The sequence below is a fragment of the Candidatus Parakkermansia intestinigallinarum genome (assembly GCF_944389695.1).
In the GTDB taxonomy this organism is placed as follows: domain Bacteria; phylum Verrucomicrobiota; class Verrucomicrobiia; order Verrucomicrobiales; family Akkermansiaceae; genus Akkermansia; species Akkermansia intestinigallinarum.
This window is the reverse complement of the sequence record NZ_CALXNG010000007.1, coordinates 1-24,712: the sequence shown is the minus strand read 5'-3', so window position 1 is coordinate 24,712 and position 24,712 is coordinate 1. Positions and strand designations below refer to the sequence as shown.

Sequence of the window (24,712 nt, the reverse complement as noted above, 5' to 3'; positions counted from 1 at the left end):
CTCAGTCCGTAAAGCCGAGCACATCCTGCATCGTGTAGAGCCCCGCCGGCTTGTCCGCCAGCCACAGAGCCGCCTTCACGGCACCCGACGCAAAGGTCATGCGGCTCGACGCCTTGTGCGTCAGCTCCACGCGCTCACCATCCGTGGCGTAGATAACCGTATGGTCGCCGACCACATCGCCGCCGCGCAGCGAGTGCATGCCGATCTGGCGCTGAGGACGAGCCCCGACGAGCCCCTCGCGGCCGTGCATCACATCCTTGTCGTAATCCATGCCCGTCTCCTCGCAGACAATCTCGGCAAGCGTACGCGCCGTGCCGCTCGGAGCATCGAGCTTGTGATGGTGGTGCATCTCGACAATCTCGATATCGTAGTCGCTGAGAATGCGAGTCGCCTTGCGCGTCAGCCAGAACAGCGTGTTGACACCCACGGAGAAATTCGACGCAAAAACAATCGGAATCTCAGCAGACGCCGCCGCGATCGCCGCGCGCTCCTCCGCCGTGTGACCCGTCGTTCCGATGACCAGCGCCTTGTGCTGAGCCACGGCCGCAGCCAAGAGCTCCGGCGTGAAGCCGTGAAAGGAGAAATCAACGGCGACGTCGGCCGCGCTGAGAGCGGCCGCAACATCCTGCCCGACGTCATGGGTGGCCCCCAGCTCCGCATCCGGATGCTGAGCCACCGCCTGCATAACGGCCTGCCCCATGCGACCGGAGGCACCCGTAACGAGAATCTTTATCATAACAGCTTAGAGAAAAACAGCTTGATAGGGAAAAAGTTTCGGCGAAGCCCCGGCGGCATCAGAGTAGCTCAAAACGGCGGAGCAGATCCGCGAGCACTTCGCGCTTCTCTTCCGCCAGCGGAGCCAGCGGCAGGCGGATCTCCCAGCTGATATCGCCGCGCAGCGCCAGAGCCGCCTTGATCGGCACCGGGTTGACATCGAGCCCCATCAGCCCCTTCATGAGCGGGTAATACTTCTTCTGGAGAGCCAGAGCCTTGCGGCCGTCGCCCGAGAGCGCGGCGTCCACCAGCGCCTTCATCTGCGCCGGAGCCACATTCGCCGTCACCGAAACGAGACCGACGGCTCCGCAGGAAATAAAGGGCACCGTCAAACCATCATCGCCGCAGAGCACCGAGAAGTCCTCCGGCAGCTTCTGCATCAGCTGATTGACGCGATCGACGCTGCCGCCGGCCTCCTTGAGAGCCGTAATCGTCGGGCAGTCGGCCGCCAGACGGGCAACCGTATCCACGCCGATCTCCACACCGCTGCGCCCGGGAATGCTGTAGAGCAGCACGGGCAGATCCGTGCACTCGGCCACGGCGCGGAAGTGGCGGTAGAGACCCTCCTGACTGGGCTTGTTGTAGTAGGGGCACACCTGCAGCGTGCCGTCCGCCCCGAGGCGAGCGGCCTCCTGCGTCATGCGGATAGCTTCCTCCGTCGCATTGGAGCCCGTGCCGGCAATGACTTGGCAGCGCCCGGCGGCGAACTCAATACCCATGCGGATGACCTCCATGTGCTCCTCGTGGCTGAGCGTGGGGGATTCACCCGTTGTGCCGACCGGCACGATGCCGTCCACTCCGCCGGCAATCTGCGCTTCGACGAGTGCCTTGAAAGCGTCGACATCCACCTTGCCGTTGCGGAAAGGGGTAACAATAGCGGTGTAGAGACCCTGGTATTTCATAGCTCTGCGCTATTCTAGCACAAGCGCCCCGATTGTCACGTCTAAAATCAGCACATGACGTTCTAACTCTACCGAGAGAGCAGGAATTGAAGCCGCGGCGCCGCCGGGATGAGCGGCCCTCGGGATTCGGCTCAGAACTCCGGCATCTCGCGCAGAGGAGGGGCTCCGCTCTCGTCCGCGGCATCGTCCGCATCCGCTGCGGCATCTGTGTCCTCCGGGGCAGGCGGAGTCGGTGCCGGGCGCGAGCCCGGCTGGATGATGACCTCATCCTCCGGCTGCGGCTGCGGCGCGGCGCCGTCCTCCTTGGCCGCCGGCAGAACCACCGCGCGGCCCTTTTCCGGGCGGAACGTCTCATCCATGGCGACCTGCAGCTTGATATCCGGGTAGCCGATGTAGCGGATGCGCGCGTTCTCGTCGACCAAAACCGCCGTGGGCAGCACCTTGATGCGGTAGGCGGAAGCTGCCGCCCCGCCGTCATTGTCCGTGTAGGTGTCCGTCACCCCGAGCTGCGTCAGATCACTGCGGAACTGAGCCGCATCAGACGGCTTCACCGTCACCGGGTAAAAGACCAGATTCGGGTATTGCCGAGCCAGAGCCTCCTGCTTGGCGACGATATTCGTACCCACATCTTCGCCGGGAAGCCAGAAGAAGAGCAGACAGGCCTTGCGTTGCGCCGGAAAGCGAACCTGCTGCCCGGCGAGGGTCTCGAGCGTCACGGGCGGCGGAATCGAGCCGACGCTGAGATTTCTGATGCAGTAGGCTTGCTCCTGCGCAACGGCGCTCAAACTCACCGGGCCGAACATCAAATCATCATCCGTCAGCGTGACGGCCTGTTTGAGGTAATAAATACGGTAACTCCGCGCCTGCTGCGGCGAGCCCACCGTGCCGGACACCAGCGGACTGCCCAGTTGAATGCTCAACCCCATCGCTGCCGAGCCCCGCGCATTCGCGTCGGGATTGTGCTTATAAATCTTGAGCAGAATATCGTAATGGCGCACGCCCGGTGTTTCCGCCAGCAGCGGGCAGATCTGCGTCATCGCGGGGCTAGCGTAGTGCACCTCCTCAATCGAGTCGAGCATCGCCTCGACATACTCGACCAGCTGCTCCTCGTGCCCCTTGAACAGAGAAGCGAACTCATTGGGGTGATTCAGCAGCCAGATGACGGCCGGCAGAGCCCAACGCTCTTCAAACTCGTAGGTCGGCACCCGGCGGGACTCCTCCTTGCCGGCATCGAGCGAGGGCGTCTGCGCGCGCTTTATCTGTTTGACGCGCGTGCCGGTCTTGCGGGAAACCGAGCGCCAGAGCGCCGCCGCCGTCTCGCTGCCGTCGGGCTTGGTGACGGCAGCGCGGGCCTCATCAGACTCGGCACTCTCCAGCGCCGCTTGGTACTCCGAGAGCACCTGATCCCAGCGACTCAGCGCCTCATTCATCTCCTGCTCGGAGGCCGAAGCCGGCAGGCCGGCCAGCAGGGCCAGCGCCAGTGCACAAATCTGACTCTTCTTCATGCTTGCCATTATAGGCGCGGCGCATTTGTTTGGCAAGCCGGAAAACCGTCATCACCTGCGAGCTTCGCCCTCGCCCGTTGGCGATGCGGCCGACGATGCGCGCCGGACGTGACGGGCTGCAACGGGGGCGGCCTGCGGCAACCTGAAGCAACCCGCGGCAGCGTGCGGCAATGTGCGGCAGCGTGCGGCAGCATGCGGCATGAGCCTGTGCCGCCGCCGAAACGGACATCGGCGTACGCAGCGAAACGGCGTCAGCGAAACGGCGGCGGGGGAAGGACGTTGGGAAAACCGCGGCAGGGAAACAGCGTCAGCGAAACGGCGTCAGGGGAAGGACGGCGGGGGAAGGACGGCGGGGGAAGGACGGCGGGGGAAGGACGGCGGGGGAAGGACGGCGGGGGAAGGACGGCGGGGAAACGGAGGCGGGGAAAAGACTCCAAAAGCCTGCCGTCGGGCAACTTTGTGCTTGACAACGGCGCCCCCCGCTGCTATATACCACTCAACCGCCATGCTTCAGGAATACTTCTCCGCACTGATTCAAGTCTGCGCCGGCTTCGGTTTCGCCGGTCTGATCATCGTTCTCAGCATCATCTTCGGGCGCCGCGCCAAGCTGAGACCCCCCACGAACATCCCCTACGAATGCGGCAACGTGCCCGAGGGTGACGGCTGCCCCGGCTTCTTCTCCATCAAGTATTACATGGTGGCCATCCTCTTCCTAGTCTTCGACCTCGAGGTTATCTTCCTGTATCCTTGGGCGCTCGGCTTCCAAGACATCGTGCTCAACAACGGCGCGGCCTTCGCCTCCATGACGATCTTCATCGCCGTGCTCCTCTTCGCCTACCTCTACGCCGTCGGCAAGGGCGTGATCACTTGGCATCGCAACCCCAACCCCCGCCGCTGAGAAGCTGAGACCTTCCCCTTGTAAAAGCTCTGCTGCGGAGACGCTCCCGGCAGAGCTTTTTTTCATCACCGCCGCCTTCATCCTGTCGCCGATCCGCCGACACAACCCCGATACGCCGCCGCGCCGTTGAAACACGTGCTCGAAACGCCCTCGCGCCCCGAGACATCCCGCGCCCGCGCAAGCCCCCTCCACCCGCACCCGAGGCCAGCAGCCCCCTCCTCACCCCTCAGGGGTACGCAGCCCACAGCCCCTCTCAACGCCATGCCCAGCACTGCCGCCGAACGCCGACAAGCCCTTCAGAACGCCCTGAGCCGCCGCATCCTCATCTTGGACGGCGCCATGGGCACCATGATTCAGAAAAAGCACCTGCAGGAAGACGACTACCGCAGCGAGCGCTTCGCCGATCGCAGCCTCTACCCGCGCGACCTCAAAAACAACAACGACGTCCTCCCCCTCACGCAGCCCGAACTCGTCAGCAGCGTGCACCGACAATACCTCGACGCCGGCGCCGACATCATCACCACCTGCACCTTCTCGGCCACCTCCATCGCCCAGCAGGACTTCTTCCATCAGTCCCCTCCCGGGCCGCACGACCAAAAACATTACGAAAAGGTCCTCGCCGACGAACAGCTCGCCGCCATCGTGCGCGACATCAACGCCGCCGCCTGCCGCCTCGCCCGCAGCGCCGCCGACGAGGCCGAGGCCCGCGACGGCCGACCGCGCTGGGTGGCCGGCAGCATCGGCCCCATGGCCGTCACCGCCTCCATCTCGCCCGACGTCAACGACCCCGGCTACCGCGCCGTCAACTTCGACCAACTGCGCCGCGCCTACCGCGAGCAAATCATCGCCCTCTGCGAAAACGGCGTCGACCTGCTGCTGCTCGAAACCATCTTCGACACCCTCAACGCCAAAGCCTGCCTCTTCGCCATCGACGAACTCGCCGACGAGCGCGGCGACGTGCCGCCCGTGATGATCAGCTTCACCATCACCGACAAAGCCGGCCGCACCCTCTCCGGGCAAACCGTCGAAGCCTTCTGGAACTCCGTGCGCCACGCCCGCCCCCTTTCCATCGGCATCAACTGCGCCCTCGGCGCCGACCTCATGCTGCCCTTCGCACGAGAAATCGCAGCCCTCGCCGACTGCGCCGTGAGCATGTACCCGAACGCCGGCCTTCCCGACCCGCTCAGCCCCAACGGCTACGAGCACAGCGCCGAGCACATGGCCGGCATCCTGCGCGACTATGCCGAAGAAGGCCTGCTCAACATCGTCGGCGGCTGCTGCGGCACCACCCCCGACTACATCGCTGCCATCCGCGAAGCCGTGCAGGGCTACGCCCCGCGCCCCATCACCCCCAAAGCCCCGGCCGGGCAAATGCGCCTCTCCGGCCTTGAAGCCTGCAACCACGACCGCAGCCGCAACACCCTCTTCATCGGCGAGCGCTGCAACGTCGCCGGCTCGCCCAAATTTGCCCGCCTCATCCGCGAAGGCAAGTACGAAGAAGCCGTCGCCATCGCCCGCCAGCAAGTCGACAACGGCGCCACCGTGCTCGACTTCTGCTTCGACGACGGCCTGATCGACGGCCCCGCCGCCATGACGCGCTTCCTCAACCTCGTCGCCGCCGAGCCGGACATCGCCCGCGTGCCCTTCATGATCGACTCCTCGAAGTGGAGCGTCATCGAAGCCGGCCTGCGCTGCCTGCAGGGCAAGGGCATCGTCAACTCCATCTCCCTCAAAAACGGCGAAGAGGAATTCCTGCGCCGCGCCAAACTCATCCGGCGCTACGGAGCCGCCGTCGTCGTCATGGCATTCGACGAACAGGGACAGGCGCACGGACGCGAAGACCGCGTGCGCATCGCCGACCGCAGCTACGACCTGCTCGTCAACCGCGTCGGCTTCCCCGAAGAAGACATCATCTTCGACCCCAACGTCCTCACCGTCGGCACCGGCATCGCCGAGCATGCCGACTACGCCCGCCACTTCTTTGAAGCCGCCGGAGACATCCACCGCCGCCACCCGCACTGCCACATCTCGGGCGGCATCTCCAACGTCTCCTTCGCCTTCCGCGGCATCAACGCCGTGCGCGAAGCCATGCACTCCGCCTTCCTGTACCACGCGGCACGCGAAGGCCTCGACGTCTGCATCGTCAACGCCGGCATGCTCGACGTCTACGACAACATCCCGAAAGACCGCCTTCAACTCGTCGAAGACGTCCTGCTCAACCGCAGCGACGACGCCACCGAAAAACTCACCGCCTACGCCCAAGCCCTCGTCGAAAGCGGCAACAAAGACGGCAGCGGCGGCCTCAACCGCAAACCCTCGCTCGCCTGGCGCGAAGGCAGCGTGCAAGAACGCCTCGCCTACGCCCTCGTCAAAGGCATCACCGACTACATCGACGAAGACACCCGCGAAGCCATCGCCGTCTGCCACAGCCCGCTGGCCGTCATCGAAGGCCCGCTCATGGACGGCATGCGGCAGGTGGGCGACCTCTTCGGTTCGGGCAAAATGTTCCTGCCGCAGGTCGTCAAGAGCGCGCGCGTCATGAAGCAGAGCGTGGCCATCCTCACCCCGCTCATCGAAGAACAGCGAAGCGGGCAGGGCAGCGGCGTCGGCACCGTCGTGCTCGCCACCGTCAAGGGAGACGTGCACGACATCGGCAAAAACATCGTCGGCGTTGTGCTCGCCTGCAACGGCTTCCGCATCGTCGACCTCGGCGTCATGGTGCCCTGCGAAGACATCCTCGCCGCCGCCGAGCGCGAAAAAGCCGACCTCATCGCCCTCTCCGGCCTCATCACCCCCTCGCTCGACGAAATGGCCCACGTCGCCGCCGAACTCGAACGCAGCGGCAGCCGCATCCCCCTGCTGGTCGGCGGCGCCACCACGAGCGACCTGCACACCGCCCTCAAAATCGCCCCCCACTACCCGAGCGGCATCGTCGTGCGCACAGAAGACGCCTCGACCATCGTGCCGGCCGCCGCCGCCCTCGTCGGCGCCGAGAAGCGCAGCTACATCGAGACCATCAAAGCCCGCCAGCAGCAACAGCGCGACAACTTCGCGCAAAAAGACATCCCCCTGCTCAGCATCGAGCAGGCCCGTCGCCAAGCTCCCGCCATCGACTGGACGGCTTGCCCGCAGCCCCGCCCGCAGCGCACCGGCCTCTTCACCGTCGCCGTACCGCAGGGCTGCCCCTGCTGCACGCGCCGGCCCGACTTCCCCATCACCTGGCAGCAGCTCCTCGACGCCGCCGACTGGAGCATCCTGCTGCGCTTCTTTGAAATGCAGGACGTCTGGAACCCCGCCCGCAACTGCCTCAAAGCCGAAGCGCCGGAAGAAAAAGCCGAGCTCGCCCTCAAACTCATCGACGAAGCCCGCGAACTGCTGCAGCGAGCCGAGCGCGAAAAGCGCCTGCACGCCCGCGCCGTCTTCGGCATCTGGCGCGCCAACCGCGACGGCGACGACATCCGCGTCGAAGGCGGACGCGTCCTCCACAGCCTGCGCCAGCAGAAAGAAAGCAGCAAAGAACGCCTTGCCCTCGCCGACTTCGTCGCCCCCGCCGGGCACGAAGGCTACGCGGGCGCCCTGCAAGTCTCCGTCACCGGCGGCGACGCTTGGGCGGCCGAATTCAACGCCGCCAACGACAGCTACAACGCGCTGCTCTGCGGAGCCCTCTGCAGCATGCTGGCCGAAGCCCTGGCCGAAGTCTGCAACCGCTGCGCCAACGAAGTCTGGCCGACCGACGGCAGCTGCTCCATACGCCCCGCCTGCGGCTACCCCAGCCAGCCCGACCACGCCGAAAAACGCAGCATCTTCGCCCTGCTCAACGCTACCGAACACACCGGCGCCACCCTCACCGAGCACGACATGATGCACCCGCTCTCATCCGTCTGCGCCCTGCTGCTCAACCACCCGCAGGCACGCTACTTCGCCGTCGGCCCCATCGGCGACGACCAACGCGCCGACTACGCCGCACGCATCGCACGCGACGGGCAGGGATAACAAAGCTTTTCCGGCAATTGCAGCGCCCCCAGCGAAGCTAACATTCCTTGCCGGAACCTACTCGTCAGGGTGGTTCGCTCCGTCGTCTTTGCACATGGCTGCCCCCTGCAGCACGCGAAACCTCGCCATCTACCGATGAAAATCGGCACATTGATGCCGGGTGATCATCTCTTTCAGTCGCAGGCATCTCTGCTCTTCAAAAGCGGACAAGAGGCAGGCCGTGTCGCAGCATAGGGGCAGCCGAGTCCTGCGGCCTCATCAGAAAGGTCTTACTGCGACATTGCGCGGGCTCTTCAATCTCGGCGCGGGGCAGGAACGGGAATCTCGGTTCCCCCCACCGCATTTCTGATTTCTCTCGGCTCTGGCAGGCGCGGGCGGGAAATTGCGAGCGCGCGCAATCTCCGTGTCCTTTCGTGCAGGGGAGCCTGCTCAGCGTTTCTGCACCGGAAGGGGCAGCTCGGGGCGGAAATGGCCCGTCGGTTCGTAGTCCAGCACGTTGGCCTCCTCCTGCGTGCCCGCCCCGATGTTGTGGATGATGAGCGGAATGCCCTTTTCATCCTTGCGGTCGCTGACGATCATGATGTGCGGAAGCGTGCCCCCCAGCAGGCAGGTCACAATGTCTCCCGGCAGGTAGTCCTCGGCCTTGTCGGTGACGGGTACCCGCCAGCCCTTGCGCTGAAAAAAACATTCGAGGTTGGGAACGCGTCGATGGTCAATGTTGCGATCCGGCCGCTTGAGCCCCCAGTTCTTCGGGTAGCTTGAGAAATGCTTCCTCATGTCTTCGTGCACTTCCTTTTGAAGGTCGTACCCGAGTTCGCGCAAGGCGCGAATGATGACGTCCGTGCAGACCCCGCGATCCGGCTCGACATCGCCGCCCGGGTAGTCGAGCACGACGTAGGCGGGATCATACAGAATGGTGACACCGATTTGTTTTCGAGCGACTTCGGCGAGGCGGGCATCGGCCCGGAGTTCGGCTGTCAGCAGCAGGGGGAGCAGGAGGCTCAGTGAGCGAAAAAAAGCAGGGAAGCGCATGGCGGGCAGGGGAGTGTGGCGGGTGCGGGATGTCGGGGATGCGGGAAAGGCGCGGGATACGCGCAGAGACGGCATGGCCGCCGCGCCGTCTCGCTTGGCGAGACTTGCGCGGCGCTCGTCCGTCGGGGTCAGCCTGTCAGGAGGCTGACGAGGTCTTCACGGCCGCCGGGCGCGAAGCCTTGCTCTTGGCGGCTCCGCCTTTGGCCGAGCCCTTGCCGACCTTGGCAGCGGCAGGAGAGACGCGGAGATCGAGGATCAGGGTGCCTTGGTCATCGCTCAGGGTGCCGGTGATGCAGCCCGTCTTCAGGTCGCCGGCAATCGGGAGAGGCAGATCCATTTCCATACCCTCTTGCTGCGGCAGAGCCGACGGTTTGACGGCGAAGGCCACACCGCAGAAGGGAACTTTGACGCACTGACGTTCATCGATAGCGGCGGCCATCTTCTTGCCCGTGCTGAGGGTCAGAACCTTGCCGTTGAGCTTGCCTTGCAGGGACAGCGTCTCGGTGAGTTCACAGCGGAAGCCCTTGCCGGGGTCAACGGTCGGGTCTTGCGTGAGCATTTGCACGACTTGCGCAGCGTCGTCCGTCTTGATTCGCATGGCCATGGTGAGACCCTTTTGCGTGGTGCGGAAGATGGCCGTGAGGGCATCAAGGCTTCCGGAGTTTTCCGTTTTCAGCCCGGTAGAGGCGATGCTGACCAACATGTCGCGACGGGCTGACACCTTCGGGATGCTCAGCTCGCCGGGGGTGAAGTGGACGCCTTTGAGGCCAAAAGCGGCCCGCACGATGTAGGATTGGCCGGCGGGGGTGACGGCGAGGCTCAGGTCGCGTCCGCTAAGGCTGTCGAGCAGTTTCCCGGCCATGGCCGTCATCATGGCTGTCATGAAGTCGCTTGACTTTGCAACGTCGGTGATGCCGGCGTTGGCGGCACGGCTCACCGAGGTGAGCAGTTTCCGGTCGGCCAGCAGAACACAGGCCGGTGTTTCTTTCCCGGCGGGCAGCAGAACGGGAAGGTCGCGGTGGGTTAGCAGAGACTCGGAGGCTGAGCTCGGCCACGCCATGTCGCTGAATTTTTCGCAGATGCAGTATTGCAGCAGATTGCCCTCAAGACGGTAGATGACTTGGAGCTTGAGGCCTTTGACGAAGGGGATAATGGCTTGGAGAAAGGGAATGGGCTCTTCGGAAAGAGCCGCTCCGACGTCAAAGCTTACGCCTTTCCAGTCCTTGTAGGTGACGGCCTTGCAGTGCTCAGGCATGCTTTGGCAGGCTTCGTTGATGTCGGATTCAATGTTTTGCAGGATGGCGGTTTCACTGCCCGGCTTGAGGCTTGCGACGGCATAGATGGGGGCGAGGTGCAGGGGCTTTTGCGCTGAGCCCGATGCTTCCGTGCCGGCGCCGCCGCGGGTCGCCGCGCTGAGGAGCTTCGTGACGGCTTCCATGTCGTCCGTGATGCTGACGGCGATGGCTTCGACGGAGAGGCCGTAGGTTTGGGCGTCTTGGAAACTGACGCAGAAGCTGGTTTTGGCCGGCAGTTGCGCCAGCAGGGGCAGGCGCTTGGCGAGTTGGTCGAGCTTGGCTGCGGCCGGGGTGAAGGCTTTGCTGTCGGCAACGGCCTGCGCGAGCGGGGTGTCGGCCGGAGTCTGGGCAAGGACGAAGCTGCCGGCGCAGGCGGCGGCAAGGAGAATGGCTTTCTTCATGGCGGTGTTGGATTTGCGGTGTTGACGGATGCGGTGCGCTGCGGACAACTCATGCGCTGCGCCCGTTCATGATACCCGTTTTCGCGTGTCGCTGCAAGCCCTATGTTTTTCCCGAAAGACCTTTTCCGTATGGCGCGTGCCTCCGGCGTCCGGGAGGGCGGAGAGCGACATTCAGACTAGGCGGCGCAGCCGATCGGCTTTGGCGCGTATCTTTTCGGCGGCGATGAGGCAGAGGCGGCAGAGGGTGTCGTCCGGCATGGAGTAGAGGCAGCGGCTGCCGTCCTGCTTTTTGTCCACCAGCCCGCCCTCGTGCAGCATGTTCATGTGCTTTGAGACGACGCTTTGCCCCAAGCTCAGCCGCTCGCTGAGTTCGTTGACGCTTCCGCCGCCCTCGCGGCAGATCGAGGAGAGCAGCTTCAGCCGCACCGGCTCGCCGAGCAGTTTGAAGAAGTCCGCCAGTTCCGGGAGCATCTCCGGGCTGATATCGGGGAGATTTTTTTTCTGCATGGGCAAATTTTATCATTGACGCGGACCTGCGTCAAGTGTAATATCCGCGTATCGCGATATGCGAATATGCGAAACATGAATACGACTGAATTGGAGAAGTTGATCCACGATGGTCAGGCAGAGCTGTTGGATGTCCGCACGGCGATGGAGTTCCGCAGCGGCCACATTCGCGGTGCCGTTCACCTTCCGGTGGATGAGCTGGAGAAGCGGGAGCATTTTGAGGTGCCGGCGGAGGGGCGCACGCTTTGTCTCATTTGCCAGAGCGGCAAGAGGGCGGAGAGGGCGCGCCGCCACTTGGAGGAGTGCTGCGGCGTTAAGGCTTGCGTGCTGGAGCAGGGGATGAACGCTTGGCAGGATGCCGGATTGCCCGTGGTGCGCGAGGCGGGGGCAGCGCTGCCCCTGATTCGGCAGGTGCAGATCATCATCGGATTGGTGAATTTGCTGACGCTCTCTCTGGGTGTTTGGGTGCACCCGCTCTGGTTGTCGGTGCCGGCCCTGACGAGCTGCGGCTTGCTGGCGGCGGGGCTGACGGGAACTTGCGGCCTCGCTTTGCTGCTGGCTCGGCTGCCTTGGAATCGCGCCTGAGCCGATGCGTGTCGAGCGCAACTGTTTGATTGAATTTTTAAAATAACCCTAGACAAGATGACCATGAAAACAACGATCATTGTCGGAGGCGTTGCGGGCGGAGCCACCGTTGCCGCGCGCCTGAGCCGTTTGACGAACGACCGCCGTATTGTGCTGATTGAGCGCGGCGCCTACGTCTCCTTCGCCAACTGCGGGCTGCCGTATTACATCGGCGAGGTGATTGCGGAGCAGGGGGATTTGCTGCAGGCGACGCCCGAACTGTTCCGCGAGCGCTTCGGTGTCGAGGTGTTGCTGCGGCACGAAGCCGTCGCCATCCGCAAGGACGAGCGCCTTCTCGTGGTGCGCAATCTCGAGACCGGAGAAGAGGAGGCGATGCCCTACGACGAGCTGGTGCTCTCCCCCGGGGCGGCACCTTTCCGCCCGAGTATGCCGGGCATTGATTTGCCGGGTGTGTTGGCTCTTCGCAATATCCCGGATGCGGAGCGCATCAAGGCACTGATTCGCGAGAGGCAGGCGCGTTCGGCGCTGGTGATCGGTGCCGGTTTCATCGGGCTGGAGGTGGCGGAGAATCTGCACCGCCTCGGGCTGGAGGTGAACGTGGCTGAGGGGGCGTCTCACGTGCTGCCGCCGCTGGATGCTCAGATGTCGGCCTACGTCAGCGACCTGCTGGCGGCCCGCGGCATTCGCGTGGAGACGAGCGTGATGACCAAAGGGATTCGCCTCGCGGCGTCCGGGCGTTTGCAGGCCTACGCCGACGACTGGCAGAGTGCGGAGGCCGACCTCATCATCCTCTCCATCGGCGTGCGTCCCGAGACCGCGCTGGCCCGCGAGGCCGGCCTTGAACTGGGGATGGCGGGTGCGATCGTGGCGGATGAGAAGATGCGGACATCGGCGCCGGGCATATGGGCCGTGGGCGATGCGGTGCAGGTACGCTCGGGCGTGACGGGCAAGCCCATGCTGCTGGCTTTGGCCGGGGTGGCGCAGAAGCAGGCTCGCGTAGCCGCAGCCGACATAGCCGGCAAGACGGACGAGCGTTTCCGGAGCGTGTGGGGCACGAGTGTGCTGCGCCTCTTTGACATGACGGTTGCCATGGTCGGGATGAACCGCGAGATGCTCGACCGCATGGGAATGGCGGGGCGCTACGAGTACGTCGACGTGCACCCGGCGAATCACGTGACCTATTACCCGGGAGCGACGCCGATTCACATGCGCTTGGTCTACGACCGCGAAGACGGGCGCATCCTCGGCGCGACGGCCATCGGCAAGCAGGATGTGTCACGCCGCATTGACGTGGTGGCGATGGCGATGAGCTTGGGGGGCACGGTGCACGATCTGGCAGCGGCCGAGCTCTGCTACTCGCCGCAGGAGGGCGCGGCCAAGGATCCCGTCAACATGGCGGGCATGGCGGCTGCCAACAATCTGGCGGGCCTGCACCCGGTGGCACACTACGAAGACATAGCCGCTCATCCGGAGGCTACGGTGCTCGACGTGCGCGAGGAGGCGGAGGTCGCCCGCGCTCCCTTTGCCGGAGCTCTGCATCTTCCGCTCTCGCAGTTGCGCCGCCGGGTGGCGGAGCTCGACCCCTCTCGTCCCGTGCTGGTGATGTGTCAGGTCGGCGTGCGCGGTTACACGGCGACGCGCTTCCTGATCAATTCGGGCTATGAGGCCCGCAATTTGAGCGGCGGTTACGAGACGATGTCTCTGATTCGCCGTCACGGCTGACGAGGCTCCGGTCGCACCCGCGCGGCGCACACCCGCGCGGTTGCGCGCCGCGCGGGTGGGCGTAGGGAAAGAAGAAGGGCGGACGGCCGTTTCAGAACACAGCTAACCCTTCAATCAGGATACTTCAGCGAAGGGCCGTAGGCATTGGTGCCGCGCTGGCTGTCGAGCAAGGAGAAGATGAGGAGAATCCATCCGCCGATAAAGGGAATGAGCCCCAGCAGAATCATCCAGCCGCTGCGCCCCGTGTCGTGGAGTCGGCGTACGTAGAGGCCCAACCCCGGAATAATCAGAGCCAAGCTATACAGCAGGGATAAACCCATCATGATGATGCTCATTGAGGGGTCGATGAGGAAGATGAGGAAAATGCCCAGAATATAGATACTGAGCAAAAACAGCAGCGATGCCAGCTGGAACATCCAGTACTCACGCCGCGTGGCGCGGCCGCTGAAGTTGGCGAAATTGCGCGTCATCGTCAGCTTGAAAATCTCCAAGAGTCCCATGCCGTCGTGATAGTCGCCGTCAGAAGCCGACTCGTGTTGAGGTCTGCGTGAGGGGCCGGTTTGGTACGCGCCGCCGACAGGGGGGCAGGGCGCGGTGATGTTCATATCGGCGAGGACGGACGGAAGCGGCCGCCAAGCCGCATCGCCGACGCGCGCGACCAAGGTGGTGGTCTGAATGATGCCGTTGGCCAGGAGTTCCAGAAGCTCGTTGATCGAGACAGGACCTTGCACTTCGTTTCGGCTGTTGAGGTAGTAAAATCCGTTCATCGCTGTGTTGAGAGAGAGTTGAATGAGCCGAGATCAACTATACGCGGCTCGACTGCGCATTGTATCAGGGCAGGGCGGCGGCGTCAAGAGATGGTGCGGCGATTGAGAGAGCCTTGCTGTTCTCCTCGCGGCGTCAAAGGCATCGGCCCCGAAGAATCGTCCGCGCCGATTGACAGCTGCTGCCGTTTGTGGTAGAGTAAGCCCGCTATGAATGCTGCTCAACGCGCTCTATCCACTTTTCGTCAGCCGCCCTACATGCACACCTGCGCTCAGACGATTTGCGCCGCTTTCGGGCGCGAAGATCTGCTGGAGGACATGAAAAAGCAGAGCGGCGGACGCGCGGACGGAGGCACCTGCGGTGCCCTCCATGCCGCAATGCACCTCGCCGGTGATGACGCACCGCAGATCGAAGAAGCCTTTCGCACCGCACTGGGCGCGACGCGCTGCCGCGAACTCAAAGGCGGCGATCCCCCCGTCCCCTGCCAGCTCTGCGTCAAGACCGCGGCCGAGCTGCTCGAGAAGCTCTTCGAGTCCAAAGCCTGAGCCCCTTTAGTCCCCGTTTGCGCGACGCCCCTGCGGCGCCGCTGTGCCGGGCCCTCATTCCGCATCGCGCCGAATGGGGGCTTTTTGTTGCCCCGAGCCTCTCGGCGCCGCCTTTTTCGCTTCTCTCCGCTCCTCCCACTCCGCTCGCGTCGGCTGCCGTCGGTCGGCCGACAAAAGAAGACCGCCTCTCCCCCGGCGTCGGCAGGGGAGAGGCGGTGAATAAAGCGATCAGTCGCTATGCCCTTACTTGAGGAGCATCTTGAAGTCGACCACAACCGCGCGGTCGGCGGTGACGAGCACCGGGTTGCCGTCGATAGCCGTAATCTCGGGCACCTCGAGCACGAGCTGCTGCACCTTCTTGAGCGTCTCGGCCAGCGGGCCGACAGCCTTCGGAGCCTCGCCGCGCACGCCGTTGAGAATCTTGCCGACCTTCGTCTCCTTGATCATGGCGTCGAAGTCATTGGCGGGCAGAATGCGCATCGTCGTGTCGCGCATGACCTCGGTGTAAATGCCGCCGGTGCCGAACACCATGACACGCCCGAAATTCTTGTCGCTGTTCACGCCGATAATCGTCTCGGTCGCCTTCGTGATCATCTCCTGAATGAGCACCGATGCCCCCTTGAGGTTGAACTTCTCGATCGAACCCCAGAGGCCGCTCCAAGCCTCATTGAAAGAAGCCTCGTCGCAGATGTTCAGGTAAATACCCTTCATCTCCGTCTTGTGCAGCGCATCCGGAGCCGAGAGCTTCAGCACCACCGGGTTCGGGAAGAGCGTCTTGCAGAAGGCCAGAGCCTCAGCCTTGTCCGTAAAGTTGCCGCACTTCGGGTAATCAATGCCGTAGTGATCCATCAGCATGTTGACCGTCTGCTGCGGCAGCGAGGCAAGCCCCGCCTCCTTGGCCTCCTTCACGGCAGCCTTGATGGCAGCGGGAAGCTCGCCGATCTCCGCCTGAGCCAGCTCCTTGCCGCGATAGGCCATCTGAGCCTTGAGCAGGCCGAGCAGGCGCACGGCATCAGCCGGGTACTCGTAGTTGAGGATATGGGCATCGGAGAGCAGCTTGCGGCCCTCGCTCACGCGCTTGCCGCCCACAAAGGCGCAGAAGACATTGACGTTCTTGTACTGCGGGACAAGCTTGATGATGGCCTCGGCCGTGCCGGTGCAGTCGGTGACGCGCTGCGGGGTGAGCAGCACGAGGATGTTCTTGTACTCGCCGCTCTCGCAGAGAATACGCAGAGCGTTCTCGTAGCGGTCGGCCTTCGCGTCGCCCACCACGTCGATGGGGTTGCCGAAGGCGGCCTCGGGCGTCAGCACCTCGCGCAGCTTGGCGATCGTCTCCTCGGAAGGACGAGCAAGATCGAGCCCGGCCTCTTCGCAGAGGTCGGAAGTCAGCACGCCCACGCCGCCGGCGTTGGTCAGAATAGCGACCTGACCGTCGAACTCGTGGTGGTTCGTGTACTGCAGCACCTCCAGCAGACCGAAGAGCTCGCGGTCATTGTAAGCCTGCACGGCACCCGCGCTCTGAAGAGCAATCTCGAGCACGCGGTAGTTCGGCGCAAGCGAGCCCGTGTGCGAAAGCGAGGCCGCCTGAGCCTTGGCGCTCTTGCCCGGCTCCATGATGACGCAGGGCTTCGTGTTGGACACCTCCTTGAGAACCTTGAGGAAAGCCTTGCCGTTCTTCAGCGACTCCAGATAGAAGATGAAGGCGGAAGTATCGGGATCATCCTTGAGAGCGCTGAGCAGAGAATCCTCGCCCATGCAGGCCTTGTTGCCGATGGAGATGAAGTGAGAGAAACCGATGCCCTTGCTGGCGGCCCAATCCATGATGGCCGAGCAGTAGGCGCCGGACTGAGAAATGAAGGCGACGTTGCCGCGAGCCGGGAAACCGTCGGCAAAGGAAGCGTTGACGTTGTTGAAGGTGGCGATGTGGCCGAGGCAGTTCGGCCCCAACAGGTTGATGCCGTTGTTGAGGCACTTCTCCGCGATGCGCTTCTCAAGCTCCTTCTCGCCGACCTCGGCGAAGCCGGCCGTGATGATGGAGATATTCTTGGTGCCGTTGGCGACGCAGGCATCAATGACGGGTTCCGTGAAGCGAGCCGGCACGAGGATGACAACCAGATCCATGGGCTTGGGCAGCTTGTCCACACTGGCGTAGCAGGGGCGTCCGTAAACCTCCTTGCCGTCCAGCTTGGGGTTCACACCGTAGAGCTCACCCTTGTAATTGGCGCTGAGAATGTTGTTGAATACGACGGCGCCGAGCTTGGCGGGATTGTCTGACACGCCCACCACGGCGATACTCTTCGGATTAAAGAATGATTCGAGTGACATAGTGACAATGGATGCGGATGTTCGCTGAGGCTGAGTTTAGCACCTCAGCCCCGCACATTCAAGCGGATTCATGCGAAAAAATGCTTCGCGAACTCAAAAAAAATCAATATCAGACTCCGGCATCGGGTTGCCGCACTGCTCTAGCCAGTTGTTGAGAATTTCAACAGCCGCCGCCTGATCGATGATGGGGCGGAAGCTTTTGGCTTTTTTTCCGGCTTGGTGCAGTTTTTGCTGCGCGGTGGCCGTCGTCAGGTACTCATCCACGTAGATGAGGGGCAGATCGGGAAATTGAGCGCGAAGCTTGTCGCCGAAAGCGCGCACCTTGGCGCAGGCGCTGCCCTCGCTGCCGTCCATGCGCAGCGGCAGACCGAGAACAAGGGTGCGTATGCCCCTTTCGCGAACGAGTTCCGCAATGCGAGCAAGAGCATCCGCTTGGCGGACGCTGATACTCTCAACCGGATGCGCCATGATGCCGCAGGAATCCGTCGCGGCAACACCGATGCGGGCTTCTCCGTAGTCCAGACCGAGGGCAGGGTGCATAGAGGGAAAGGTGAATAGCGTGATAGCGCGGGGCTTAGAGGAAGGAGGGGAGGAGGCGGGGCGGCGGCACCGCTGCGGCACAGCTCTGCGGCCGAAGACGGCCGCTCGATTGCCTGAGCTGCGGGCGGAGCCGCCGCCGAGCGATTCCGAAGACCGGGGTGGCTCAGTGGAGCTCGTCGGGCACCATGTCCACGATCTTTTTGATTTTGTCCGCGTCGCAGCGCCGCGTCACCAGCAGAGCATCCTCCGTCTCAATCACGATCAGGTCGTCGACATCGATGAGCGCGATGCGCTTGCCGCCCGTGCTGAAAATGATATTGTTGCCCGACTCCAGCGCCGTGACGGGCGCATTCGACGCATTGCCCGAAGCATCCGTCGGCAGATACTTGCCCACCGAAATCCACGAACCCACGTCATCCCAGTCGAAATTCGCCTCGAAGTTGAGCACGCGAGAACTCTTCTCCAGCAGAGCATAGTCAATGGAAATCGGCGTGAGCTTCGGGAACTCCTCAGCGATGAAACGCGGCAGATCCCCCGCCTGCGTCAGCCGCGAAATAAAGTCCGCCAGCTGCGGGCTGTGCTCCTCGAGCTCGCGGCGCACGTGAGCAACATTCCAGATGAACATCCCGGCATTCCAGCTGAAATTCCCGGCGGCAAGGTAGCGCTCCGCCGTCTCGGCATCCGGCTTCTCCCGGAAGCGTTTGACCTCGTAGCAGCTGTACTTGAGAGCCGGATCATCGAGCCTCTCGCCCCGCTCGACGTAGCCGTAGCTCGGGCAGGCCCAAGTCGGGCGAATACCAATCGTGATGAGAGCGCGCTCGCGCCCCGCGAGAGCAAGAGCCTCGGCCGCGAGATCGCGGAAAGCCTCATTGTTCAGAATGAGCGAATCACTCGGCACAATCATCATATTGGCCTGAGGATCCCGCGCCGCAATCAGCCCGATACCCAGAGACACCGCCGGAGCGGTATCGCGGCGAGCCGGCTCGGCCACAATGTTCTCCGGCTGCAGGCAGGCGGCCTGTCGCCGCACCTCGGCCTCCTGAAGATGATTCGTCAGAATAATAATGTTTTCCGTCGGCAAAATACCACGCATGCGTTCAACAGCTTGGCTGAGCATGCTGCCCTGACCGAAGAGATCGAGCAGCTGTTTCGGCCTTGCATTTCGGGAGAGAGGCCAGAAGCGCGTCCCGCTGCCTCCGGCAAGAATCAGTGCATAATTTCCCATGGCCTCGCCAGTATAGAGGCAGAGGCGCCCGGCGTCAAGAGAGAAAGCCCGCAGCCCCGGCAGCCTCATGCGGACGCCGCAGCCGCAGACAGCTTTCCGCCCCCGCCGCAACAGGCAAAGACAGAGCCCGCAACAAGCCAAGACGCGTTGTTATCTGCCCGAAGCCTCCCCCCGCAACAACACCCCCTTTTCTCACGTTTCAACCCCTTTTCACCCTCGAAAATCGCCTCTCGCCCGAGCCGCCCCAAGAGCACTTTTCCGATGATATAACAACATTTACTCCTCAGCAAGTTACAGGTAATCAACAAAGTAATGTAGTTATATGGCCGAATTTTCGATGTTATTAAAAATATCAGCCCTGGAGAAATCCTCGTGTATGGGAGGTTGACTGTTAGCATGTTATACGGGCAAATAAAATTTGTTGCTTAAATGGCCCCAAAAGGTATGAAATAGAGAAAATGAGAACGAAGCCTGCGGAGCCTGAAGACGATCTACCGAAAAACGGAGAACAAGCCCCTTTCGCACACCGTGCCGCAGAGGCAAATGCGGAATTCGGCACGGAGCAAGCGAGCCGCGAGCGTGCGAGACTGGTCTGGGGTGAAGAGAGCCCCGCGGCCGCCGTCGACGCCCCGGCCTCACCGTCGGCATCCGCCGATGCCGGAAGCGGAGAGCCGGAGCACCCGTCCGCCCGAGACGGCGAGCTCATCGAGCATCCCCTCGTCCTCGGCGGCAGCGAAATGCTGCGCGCCGTCAACGAACTCGAGACGCGGGATTGGACCTTCTGGAAACTCTTTGAAATCTCCCTGCGCAGCCGCACGGGCCGTCGCCCGCGCACCCTGCAGGAAATCGCCCAATACGTCCAGCGCATGCTGCGGGTCAAACCGTGGTGGCGCTACATGCCCGTGGGCGAAATCACCGGAGCCGACTGCGTCAACCTCATCGAAACAAGCTTCAAAACCATGCCCATGCAGCGCAAAGCCCGCACCCTCCTGCACGCCATCTTCGCCTGCGGCTGCCGGCTGGGCGTCTGTCGCACCAACCCCGTTGAACAACTCACCTACCTCTACGCCCCCGAGCAAAGCATCCGCGCCCTCTCCATCCTCGAAGTACGCCGACTCCTGACCGCCGCGCAAAGTCCCAAACACAGCCCCTGCGCCGCAGCACTCGGCCTCATGCTCTGGGCGGGCCTGCGCCCCACCGAAGTCGCGCGACTCCGCTGGGGCGACATCCGCCTCCGCGAGCGCGTCATCATGGTATCCCCCCTCCAAGCCAAAACCGCAACCCGGCGGCAAGTCATCATGCGGCGCGTCCTCTTCTGCTGGCTGCTGCGCATCGCCCCCTTCCGCCCGGCCGGAGCCCCCGTCATCCCGCTCGGCTGGGAAAAACGCTGGCGTGCCCTGCGGCTCGCCGCCGGCTTCAAACAGTGGCCGGCCGACGTCCTGCGGCACACCTTTGCCTCCTACCACCTCAAATACTTCCGCGACGTCGCCGGCCTGCAAATCGACATGGGGCACAGCTCCCTGCACCTGCTGCTCACCCGCTACCTCGGCATGGACAACATCACCGCCCAAAACGCCTCCGAATACTGGGGCTACGAAAAAGAACTCGCCGCCGCCAAGGGCGGAGACCCATACGCCAGCCGCTTCTGACCCGCCGACTCCTTCCCCCACCTCAACCCGCCGTCGCCAAACACCCCGGGCAATTGCGAACCCAGTGCCCCGGCGACACCTCCACCAACTCCGGCACGCGATCCCTCAGGCAAAGCTCCGGGCGTCCGATCGTATTGCGCGGGCGAAACGCACAGCCGCGCACCGGCTCGCGGAGCGTCGGCGGCAAACCCGGAATCGTGTGCAGCGGCTCCCCCTTGCGCCGGTGCGACGGCATCGACGCCATCAGCGAGCGCGTATACGCATGCAGCGGATGCTCCAGCAACTCCGCCGCCGGAGCAGACTCAACCACACTGCCCGCATACATCACCTGAATGCGATCCGCATACGCGCGCACCACACCGAGATCATGAGTAATCAAAATCATCGCCGTACCCAACTCCCGCTGGCGGCGGCGCAGCAAATCCAGTACCTGCTTCTGCACCGTCACATCCAGCGCCGTCGTCGGCTCATCCGCAATCAACAACTCCGGCTGAGCAATCAGCGCCATCGCAATCATCACACGCTGGCGCATCCCGCCTGAAAACTCGTGCGGAAACGCACGCGCCCGCCGCTCCGGATCCGGAATCCCCGTCCGCCCCAACTCCTCAACCGCCAAGCGCCGCGCCTCGCGCCAACTCAAGCCCCGGTGAATCACCAGCGGCTCCGCCACCTGATCCCCGATCGTCATACAAGGATTGAGACTCGTCATCGGATCCTGAAAAATCATCGAAATCGCCCGCCCGCGCAAACGCGCGTGCTCCGCCTCACCCGCATGCAGCAAATCGAGCCCGTGAAACATCGCGCGAGACTCCGGCGCAATCACCGCCGGCGGGCAGGGCAGCAGCCCCATCAGCGACGAACAGCTCACCGACTTACCCGAGCCCGACTCCCCCACAATACCCAGCGTCTCCCCCGCCCGCACATCAAAACTCACCCCATTCACCGCATAATTCACCCCTCGGCGCGAGTGAAACTCAACGCGCAAATCGCGAACCCGGAGCAGCGCAGAATCATCCATTGCCCCCTATGCTAACACGGCCATCGGCCCCCGTCAACCCTCATGCAGCGCAAAGCCCAGCGCCCCCAGCGGCACCTCCTCCATCGCTAGCCCGCGCACCAGCGCCCGCAGCACCAACAAAGACCCCGCCGCATCATACAGCGCATCATGCCAGCGGCGCGGCACCAGAGCATCCAACTCCCCCACCACCCCCAGCGCCCCGCACACCGACGCAAGCGCATAATCCCCCAGACCCGGCAGCGCCCGTCGCGCCAGAGCCAGCGTATCCAGCCAAGGCCCGAACCCGTGCCCCGGAAAAACCCGCAAAAACCGCATCTCCGTCGACGGATTGTGCCCCAACACCACCGCCCCCGACAACAAATCGCGCATCTGCGGCCACAAATCCACCCAGCGCGGCGCCCCGCGCAACATCGCCGACGTAATCCCATGCACCCGCGACGCACACCAACGCACCGGGCGCGAACACGCCAAATACGAATCAAAAAGCCTCGGCCCCTCAAACAGCGACTCCGCCCGCAGCACCCCCACCTGCACCGGCTGATCCGTCTCGCCCGGCGCCGCCCCCGCCGACTCAAAATCAATCGCCGCCACCGGCAAACGCCCCAGCGGGCAATCCAGCAAATCCCCAGCCATCACCACACCCTCAGCCATCACAGCACAAACCCGCGCGAGCGCACGGAACCGACACCCGGCGCGCCCCCTCAGCGCCTGCGCGCCCAGTCGCGCACCGAGCGCAACTCCGCGCAAAGACCCTCATAATCACAGCAAAGGAAACGCCCCTCGCGATACAACTCGCGCCCGTCCACCACCGTCAGCACCGTCTCAAGCCCCGTCGCCGCATACACCACATTCGACACCACATGATGCACCGGCTGCATATGAGGCTCCGCGAGACTCAGCGCCGTAAAATCCGCCCTCATCCCCGGCTCCAGCGACCCGATATAAGGATCATGCAGCGCCGCCGCCCCGCCGCGCGTCGCCATATCCAGCGCCCGCTGCGCCGGGCAGGCCAGCGGATCCGGCCCCGCCACCTTGTGCAGCAAACTCGCCACATACATCTCGCGCACCATATTCTGCGCATTATTACTCGCCGGCCCATCCGTCCCCAGACCCACCTGCACCCCGGCCGCATCCATCGCCGCCAGCGGAGCCACCCCGCTGGCCAACTTCATATTCGACGCCGGATTGTGCACCACCGCGCAGCGCTCCTCCGCCAGCAACTCCATATCCTCCCGAATCTCCTTCGGCCCGATACCCGCCTCCACCACATGGAAAAACGTACAAAGCGGATCCAAAATCCCCAACTCGCGGCAATACGGCACCGGGCGCAACCCGTGATCCTTCAGGCACAACTCCGTCTCCGTCGCCGTCTCCGCCAAATGCATCCCGAAAAGCGCCCCCACCTCATCCGCCAGCGCACGGCAATCGCGCAGCAACTGCGGATTCGTCGTATACGGCGCATGCGGCAGCACCGCCTGACGAATACGCGGGTGATTCATCCAGCGGCGAGCCTGATCGCGAATCAACTCCGCATGAGCCTCCCAGCACGGCGCCGAAAGCGACGGATAAAACTGCGTCAAACTCTCCCCCAGCACCGCGCGCAACCCCATCTCATCCGCCGCGCGAAACACCGCATCCTCCAGCATATACATATCGTAAAACGCCGTCGTCCCCGTGCGAATCATCTCCGCCATACTCCAGCGGCTCCCCAACTCCACCAACTCCGGCGTCAACTTCGCCTCCTGCGGAAAAATATCCTGCGTCAGCCAATCCATCAGCCCCTTATCATCCGAAAACCCGCGCAGCAGCGACATCGGCACATGCGTATGCCCATTAATCAACCCCGGCAAAATCACCGCATGCCCCAAATCCACCCGCCGCGCCTCCGGATAAAGCACTTCCAGCAAATCCGCATGCCCCACACACAAAATCGAGCGCCCGCTCACCGCCAGAGCCCCCCCCTCAATCACATCGCGCCCCTCATTCTGCGTCACCACAAAATCCGCCGTATAAAGAGCATCACACACAGGCCGCTGAGCCTGCACCGCCGCCTCAGGAAACGTCAACATCGCCGCAAAAAGAAATAAAACAGAAAAACAGAAAAAAGATCAAAACACCCGCGAAAAACACCGCCGTGCGAAAAAACACCGCCGCGCGCCCCGCACCCCCCCTCGCGCACTCACCAGAACAACACCGCGCACACCACCAACGCCAGCGCATAAAGCAACCCGCAACCATTCAGCACACGGCACAAACGCGGACGCGCCACCAGCGCATAAAACCAATCGCGGAACAAAAACGGCTTACCCACCCAAAAAATCGACAAAGTAATCACCGGATACCACCAAAGCGGAATCAGAATACGCGACTCCGGCTCCTTCAAAAACGCCGCCGTCATCGGCACAATCGCCATCATCAGGAAAAACAGCCCCAGCGCCCGCGCGAACAAATTCTCCGTAATCATCCTAGCGAACACCAACCACACCACCGGCGTCAGCACCACCAACAAGCCGCGCAACTGCTCGAAGGAAAACAACTCCATCCGCAGCGGATTCCAGCCCTCACCGACCAGCAGCAGCAAAAACCACAGCGCATCAACCCCCAGCAAAACCTGCCCCGCGCGCGGCGACTCAATCGCCGCGGCCACCGCCGCCTTGCAAACCTGCGGGCGGAACAGCACCAGCAAATGCAGCACCACCAGCACCAGCCCCATCGTCAAACCGGCAGAAAACAGCGAAAGCCTCTCGTAAGCATGAATCGAACTCTCAAACATAGCGCGTGCGAGCACATCATACCCGCCGCGCCAACAGAAAGCAAGCACAAAGACCTAGGCGGCCAAGGCAGGCAAACCATCCTGCATCGCCCGGCACTCAACACAGCCGCCAGCGGACAAAATCAGTAACGGAAGATGCGTTAGATTTATTTCATGAGGCTTCGAAGGCGACACACGACTTCCACCGTATTGAGTCAAAAAGAAAACGCACCGAAAGGCATGGATGCGTCAAAAATGAACGCACCAAAGGTAACACAG

20 protein-coding genes are annotated in these 24,712 nt (G+C 63.2%); 6 read left to right on the top strand and 14 right to left on the bottom strand.

Going from position 1 to position 24,712, the window contains the following annotated elements; genetic code table 11:
* Position 1 precedes the first annotated feature (1 nt).
* The 3 genes from dapB to AC6UAL_RS03220 all read right to left on the bottom strand — a co-directional run bounded on the left by dapB (position 2) and on the right by AC6UAL_RS03220 (position 3,181).
* The gene (gene dapB, locus AC6UAL_RS03230; protein WP_500681924.1) at positions 2 to 736 is read right to left on the bottom strand and encodes a 4-hydroxy-tetrahydrodipicolinate reductase; all 735 of its coding nucleotides are present in this window, start codon (positions 734 to 736) and stop codon (positions 2 to 4) included.
* A 58-nt stretch (positions 737 to 794) separates the two neighbouring features.
* On the bottom strand, positions 795 to 1,676 hold the full coding sequence (gene dapA / locus AC6UAL_RS03225) for a 4-hydroxy-tetrahydrodipicolinate synthase (RefSeq protein ID WP_500681923.1): 882 nt from the start codon (positions 1,674 to 1,676) through the stop codon (positions 795 to 797).
* Between the two features lie 131 nt (positions 1,677 to 1,807).
* The gene (locus AC6UAL_RS03220; protein WP_500681922.1) at positions 1,808 to 3,181 is read right to left on the bottom strand and encodes a TlpA family protein disulfide reductase; all 1,374 of its coding nucleotides are present in this window, start codon (positions 3,179 to 3,181) and stop codon (positions 1,808 to 1,810) included.
* Between the two features lie 505 nt (positions 3,182 to 3,686).
* Here AC6UAL_RS03220 and AC6UAL_RS03215 point away from each other — a divergent pair.
* On the top strand, positions 3,687 to 4,079 hold the full coding sequence (locus AC6UAL_RS03215) for an NADH-quinone oxidoreductase subunit A (protein ID WP_500681921.1): 393 nt from the start codon (positions 3,687 to 3,689) through the stop codon (positions 4,077 to 4,079).
* Between the two features lie 261 nt (positions 4,080 to 4,340).
* Entirely contained in the window at positions 4,341 to 8,072 is a 3,732-nt protein-coding gene (metH, locus tag AC6UAL_RS03210; RefSeq protein WP_500681920.1) for a methionine synthase, read from the top strand.
* Between the two features lie 429 nt (positions 8,073 to 8,501).
* Here metH and AC6UAL_RS03205 read toward each other — a convergent pair whose 3' ends face one another.
* The 3 genes from AC6UAL_RS03205 to AC6UAL_RS03195 all read right to left on the bottom strand — a co-directional run bounded on the left by AC6UAL_RS03205 (position 8,502) and on the right by AC6UAL_RS03195 (position 11,307).
* The gene (locus tag AC6UAL_RS03205) at positions 8,502 to 9,104 is read right to left on the bottom strand and encodes a DUF1287 domain-containing protein (RefSeq protein ID WP_500681919.1); all 603 of its coding nucleotides are present in this window, start codon (positions 9,102 to 9,104) and stop codon (positions 8,502 to 8,504) included.
* Positions 9,105 to 9,240: 136 nt separating this feature from the next.
* Positions 9,241 to 10,800: a hypothetical protein gene (locus tag AC6UAL_RS03200; RefSeq protein ID WP_500681918.1), complete on the bottom strand. Its 1,560-nt coding sequence runs from the start codon at positions 10,798 to 10,800 to the stop codon at positions 9,241 to 9,243.
* 171 nt (positions 10,801 to 10,971) lie between these two features.
* Positions 10,972 to 11,307, bottom strand: a complete 336-nt coding sequence (locus tag AC6UAL_RS03195) for an ArsR/SmtB family transcription factor (RefSeq protein ID WP_500681917.1) — start codon at positions 11,305 to 11,307, stop codon at positions 10,972 to 10,974.
* Between the two features lie 75 nt (positions 11,308 to 11,382).
* On the opposite strand from AC6UAL_RS03195, the gene AC6UAL_RS03190 reads away from it, so the two are divergent.
* Positions 11,383 to 11,892 carry a rhodanese-like domain-containing protein gene (locus AC6UAL_RS03190; protein ID WP_500681916.1) on the top strand — a complete coding sequence of 170 codons (510 nt, stop codon included), beginning with the start codon at positions 11,383 to 11,385 and terminating at the stop codon, positions 11,890 to 11,892.
* 63 nt (positions 11,893 to 11,955) lie between these two features.
* A complete protein-coding gene (locus AC6UAL_RS03185; protein WP_500681915.1) occupies positions 11,956 to 13,614 on the top strand; it encodes an FAD-dependent oxidoreductase in 1,659 nt (552 codons plus the stop codon).
* Positions 13,615 to 13,724: 110 nt separating this feature from the next.
* Here the strand turns inward: AC6UAL_RS03185 and AC6UAL_RS03180 are convergent, their stop codons facing one another.
* On the bottom strand, positions 13,725 to 14,381 hold the full coding sequence (locus tag AC6UAL_RS03180; protein WP_500681914.1) for a DUF805 domain-containing protein: 657 nt from the start codon (positions 14,379 to 14,381) through the stop codon (positions 13,725 to 13,727).
* Positions 14,382 to 14,636: 255 nt separating this feature from the next.
* Here AC6UAL_RS03180 and AC6UAL_RS03175 point away from each other — a divergent pair, with 255 nt between their 5' ends.
* Positions 14,637 to 14,924 carry a redox-active protein gene (locus AC6UAL_RS03175; protein ID WP_500681913.1) on the top strand — a complete coding sequence of 96 codons (288 nt, stop codon included), beginning with the start codon at positions 14,637 to 14,639 and terminating at the stop codon, positions 14,922 to 14,924.
* Positions 14,925 to 15,167: 243 nt separating this feature from the next.
* Here the strand turns inward: AC6UAL_RS03175 and AC6UAL_RS03170 are convergent, their stop codons facing one another.
* From AC6UAL_RS03170 to AC6UAL_RS03160, 3 genes are all read right to left on the bottom strand, one after another.
* Positions 15,168 to 17,249 (bottom strand): acetate--CoA ligase family protein, encoded by a 2,082-nt coding sequence (locus AC6UAL_RS03170; protein WP_500681912.1) that lies wholly within the window; start codon positions 17,247 to 17,249, stop codon positions 15,168 to 15,170.
* Positions 17,250 to 17,342: 93 nt separating this feature from the next.
* Positions 17,343 to 17,789 carry a Holliday junction resolvase RuvX gene (gene ruvX, locus AC6UAL_RS03165; RefSeq protein WP_500681911.1) on the bottom strand — a complete coding sequence of 149 codons (447 nt, stop codon included), beginning with the start codon at positions 17,787 to 17,789 and terminating at the stop codon, positions 17,343 to 17,345.
* Between the two features lie 163 nt (positions 17,790 to 17,952).
* Positions 17,953 to 19,014 carry a mannose-1-phosphate guanylyltransferase gene (locus tag AC6UAL_RS03160; RefSeq protein ID WP_500681910.1) on the bottom strand — a complete coding sequence of 354 codons (1,062 nt, stop codon included), beginning with the start codon at positions 19,012 to 19,014 and terminating at the stop codon, positions 17,953 to 17,955.
* A 458-nt stretch (positions 19,015 to 19,472) separates the two neighbouring features.
* Here AC6UAL_RS03160 and AC6UAL_RS03155 point away from each other — a divergent pair, with 458 nt between their 5' ends.
* Positions 19,473 to 20,663: a tyrosine-type recombinase/integrase gene (locus AC6UAL_RS03155; RefSeq protein WP_500681909.1), complete on the top strand. Its 1,191-nt coding sequence runs from the start codon at positions 19,473 to 19,475 to the stop codon at positions 20,661 to 20,663.
* A 22-nt stretch (positions 20,664 to 20,685) separates the two neighbouring features.
* Here AC6UAL_RS03155 and AC6UAL_RS03150 read toward each other — a convergent pair whose 3' ends face one another.
* From AC6UAL_RS03150 to AC6UAL_RS03135, 4 genes are all read right to left on the bottom strand, one after another.
* Positions 20,686 to 21,681, bottom strand: a complete 996-nt coding sequence (locus AC6UAL_RS03150; protein ID WP_500681908.1) for an ABC transporter ATP-binding protein — start codon at positions 21,679 to 21,681, stop codon at positions 20,686 to 20,688.
* 33 nt (positions 21,682 to 21,714) lie between these two features.
* Positions 21,715 to 22,332, bottom strand: coding sequence for a 3'-5' exonuclease (locus tag AC6UAL_RS03145; RefSeq protein ID WP_500681986.1), 618 nt, complete (start codon positions 22,330 to 22,332; stop codon positions 21,715 to 21,717).
* A 50-nt stretch (positions 22,333 to 22,382) separates the two neighbouring features.
* Positions 22,383 to 23,750 carry an amidohydrolase gene (locus tag AC6UAL_RS03140; protein ID WP_500681907.1) on the bottom strand — a complete coding sequence of 456 codons (1,368 nt, stop codon included), beginning with the start codon at positions 23,748 to 23,750 and terminating at the stop codon, positions 22,383 to 22,385.
* 110 nt (positions 23,751 to 23,860) lie between these two features.
* Positions 23,861 to 24,454 (bottom strand): hypothetical protein, encoded by a 594-nt coding sequence (locus AC6UAL_RS03135; protein ID WP_500681906.1) that lies wholly within the window; start codon positions 24,452 to 24,454, stop codon positions 23,861 to 23,863.
* Positions 24,455 to 24,712: the final 258 nt, after the last annotated feature.

Coding starts and splice junctions, on each gene's coding strand:
- AC6UAL_RS03220 (WP_500681922.1), bottom strand. CDS start 3,181: ATGAAGAAGAGTCAGATTTGTGCACTGGCGCTGGCCCTGCTGGCCGGC.
- AC6UAL_RS03145 (WP_500681986.1), bottom strand. CDS start 22,332: ATGGCTGAGGGTGTGGTGATGGCTGGGGATTTGCTGGATTGCCCGCTG.
- AC6UAL_RS03170 (WP_500681912.1), bottom strand. CDS start 17,249: ATGTCACTCGAATCATTCTTTAATCCGAAGAGTATCGCCGTGGTGGGC.
- AC6UAL_RS03155 (WP_500681909.1), top strand. CDS start 19,473: ATGAGAACGAAGCCTGCGGAGCCTGAAGACGATCTACCGAAAAACGGA.
- AC6UAL_RS03180 (WP_500681914.1), bottom strand. CDS start 14,381: ATGAACGGATTTTACTACCTCAACAGCCGAAACGAAGTGCAAGGTCCT.
- AC6UAL_RS03150 (WP_500681908.1), bottom strand. CDS start 21,681: ATGGATGATTCTGCGCTGCTCCGGGTTCGCGATTTGCGCGTTGAGTTT.
- ruvX (WP_500681911.1), bottom strand. CDS start 17,789: ATGCACCCTGCCCTCGGTCTGGACTACGGAGAAGCCCGCATCGGTGTT.
- AC6UAL_RS03185 (WP_500681915.1), top strand. CDS start 11,956: ATGAAAACAACGATCATTGTCGGAGGCGTTGCGGGCGGAGCCACCGTT.
- AC6UAL_RS03215 (WP_500681921.1), top strand. CDS start 3,687: ATGCTTCAGGAATACTTCTCCGCACTGATTCAAGTCTGCGCCGGCTTC.
- dapA (WP_500681923.1), bottom strand. CDS start 1,676: ATGAAATACCAGGGTCTCTACACCGCTATTGTTACCCCTTTCCGCAAC.
- AC6UAL_RS03175 (WP_500681913.1), top strand. CDS start 14,637: ATGCACACCTGCGCTCAGACGATTTGCGCCGCTTTCGGGCGCGAAGAT.
- AC6UAL_RS03200 (WP_500681918.1), bottom strand. CDS start 10,800: ATGAAGAAAGCCATTCTCCTTGCCGCCGCCTGCGCCGGCAGCTTCGTC.
- AC6UAL_RS03140 (WP_500681907.1), bottom strand. CDS start 23,750: ATGTTGACGTTTCCTGAGGCGGCGGTGCAGGCTCAGCGGCCTGTGTGT.
- AC6UAL_RS03195 (WP_500681917.1), bottom strand. CDS start 11,307: ATGCAGAAAAAAAATCTCCCCGATATCAGCCCGGAGATGCTCCCGGAA.
- AC6UAL_RS03205 (WP_500681919.1), bottom strand. CDS start 9,104: ATGCGCTTCCCTGCTTTTTTTCGCTCACTGAGCCTCCTGCTCCCCCTG.
- metH (WP_500681920.1), top strand. CDS start 4,341: ATGCCCAGCACTGCCGCCGAACGCCGACAAGCCCTTCAGAACGCCCTG.
- AC6UAL_RS03160 (WP_500681910.1), bottom strand. CDS start 19,014: ATGGGAAATTATGCACTGATTCTTGCCGGAGGCAGCGGGACGCGCTTC.
- AC6UAL_RS03135 (WP_500681906.1), bottom strand. CDS start 24,454: ATGTTTGAGAGTTCGATTCATGCTTACGAGAGGCTTTCGCTGTTTTCT.
- dapB (WP_500681924.1), bottom strand. CDS start 736: ATGATAAAGATTCTCGTTACGGGTGCCTCCGGTCGCATGGGGCAGGCC.
- AC6UAL_RS03190 (WP_500681916.1), top strand. CDS start 11,383: ATGAATACGACTGAATTGGAGAAGTTGATCCACGATGGTCAGGCAGAG.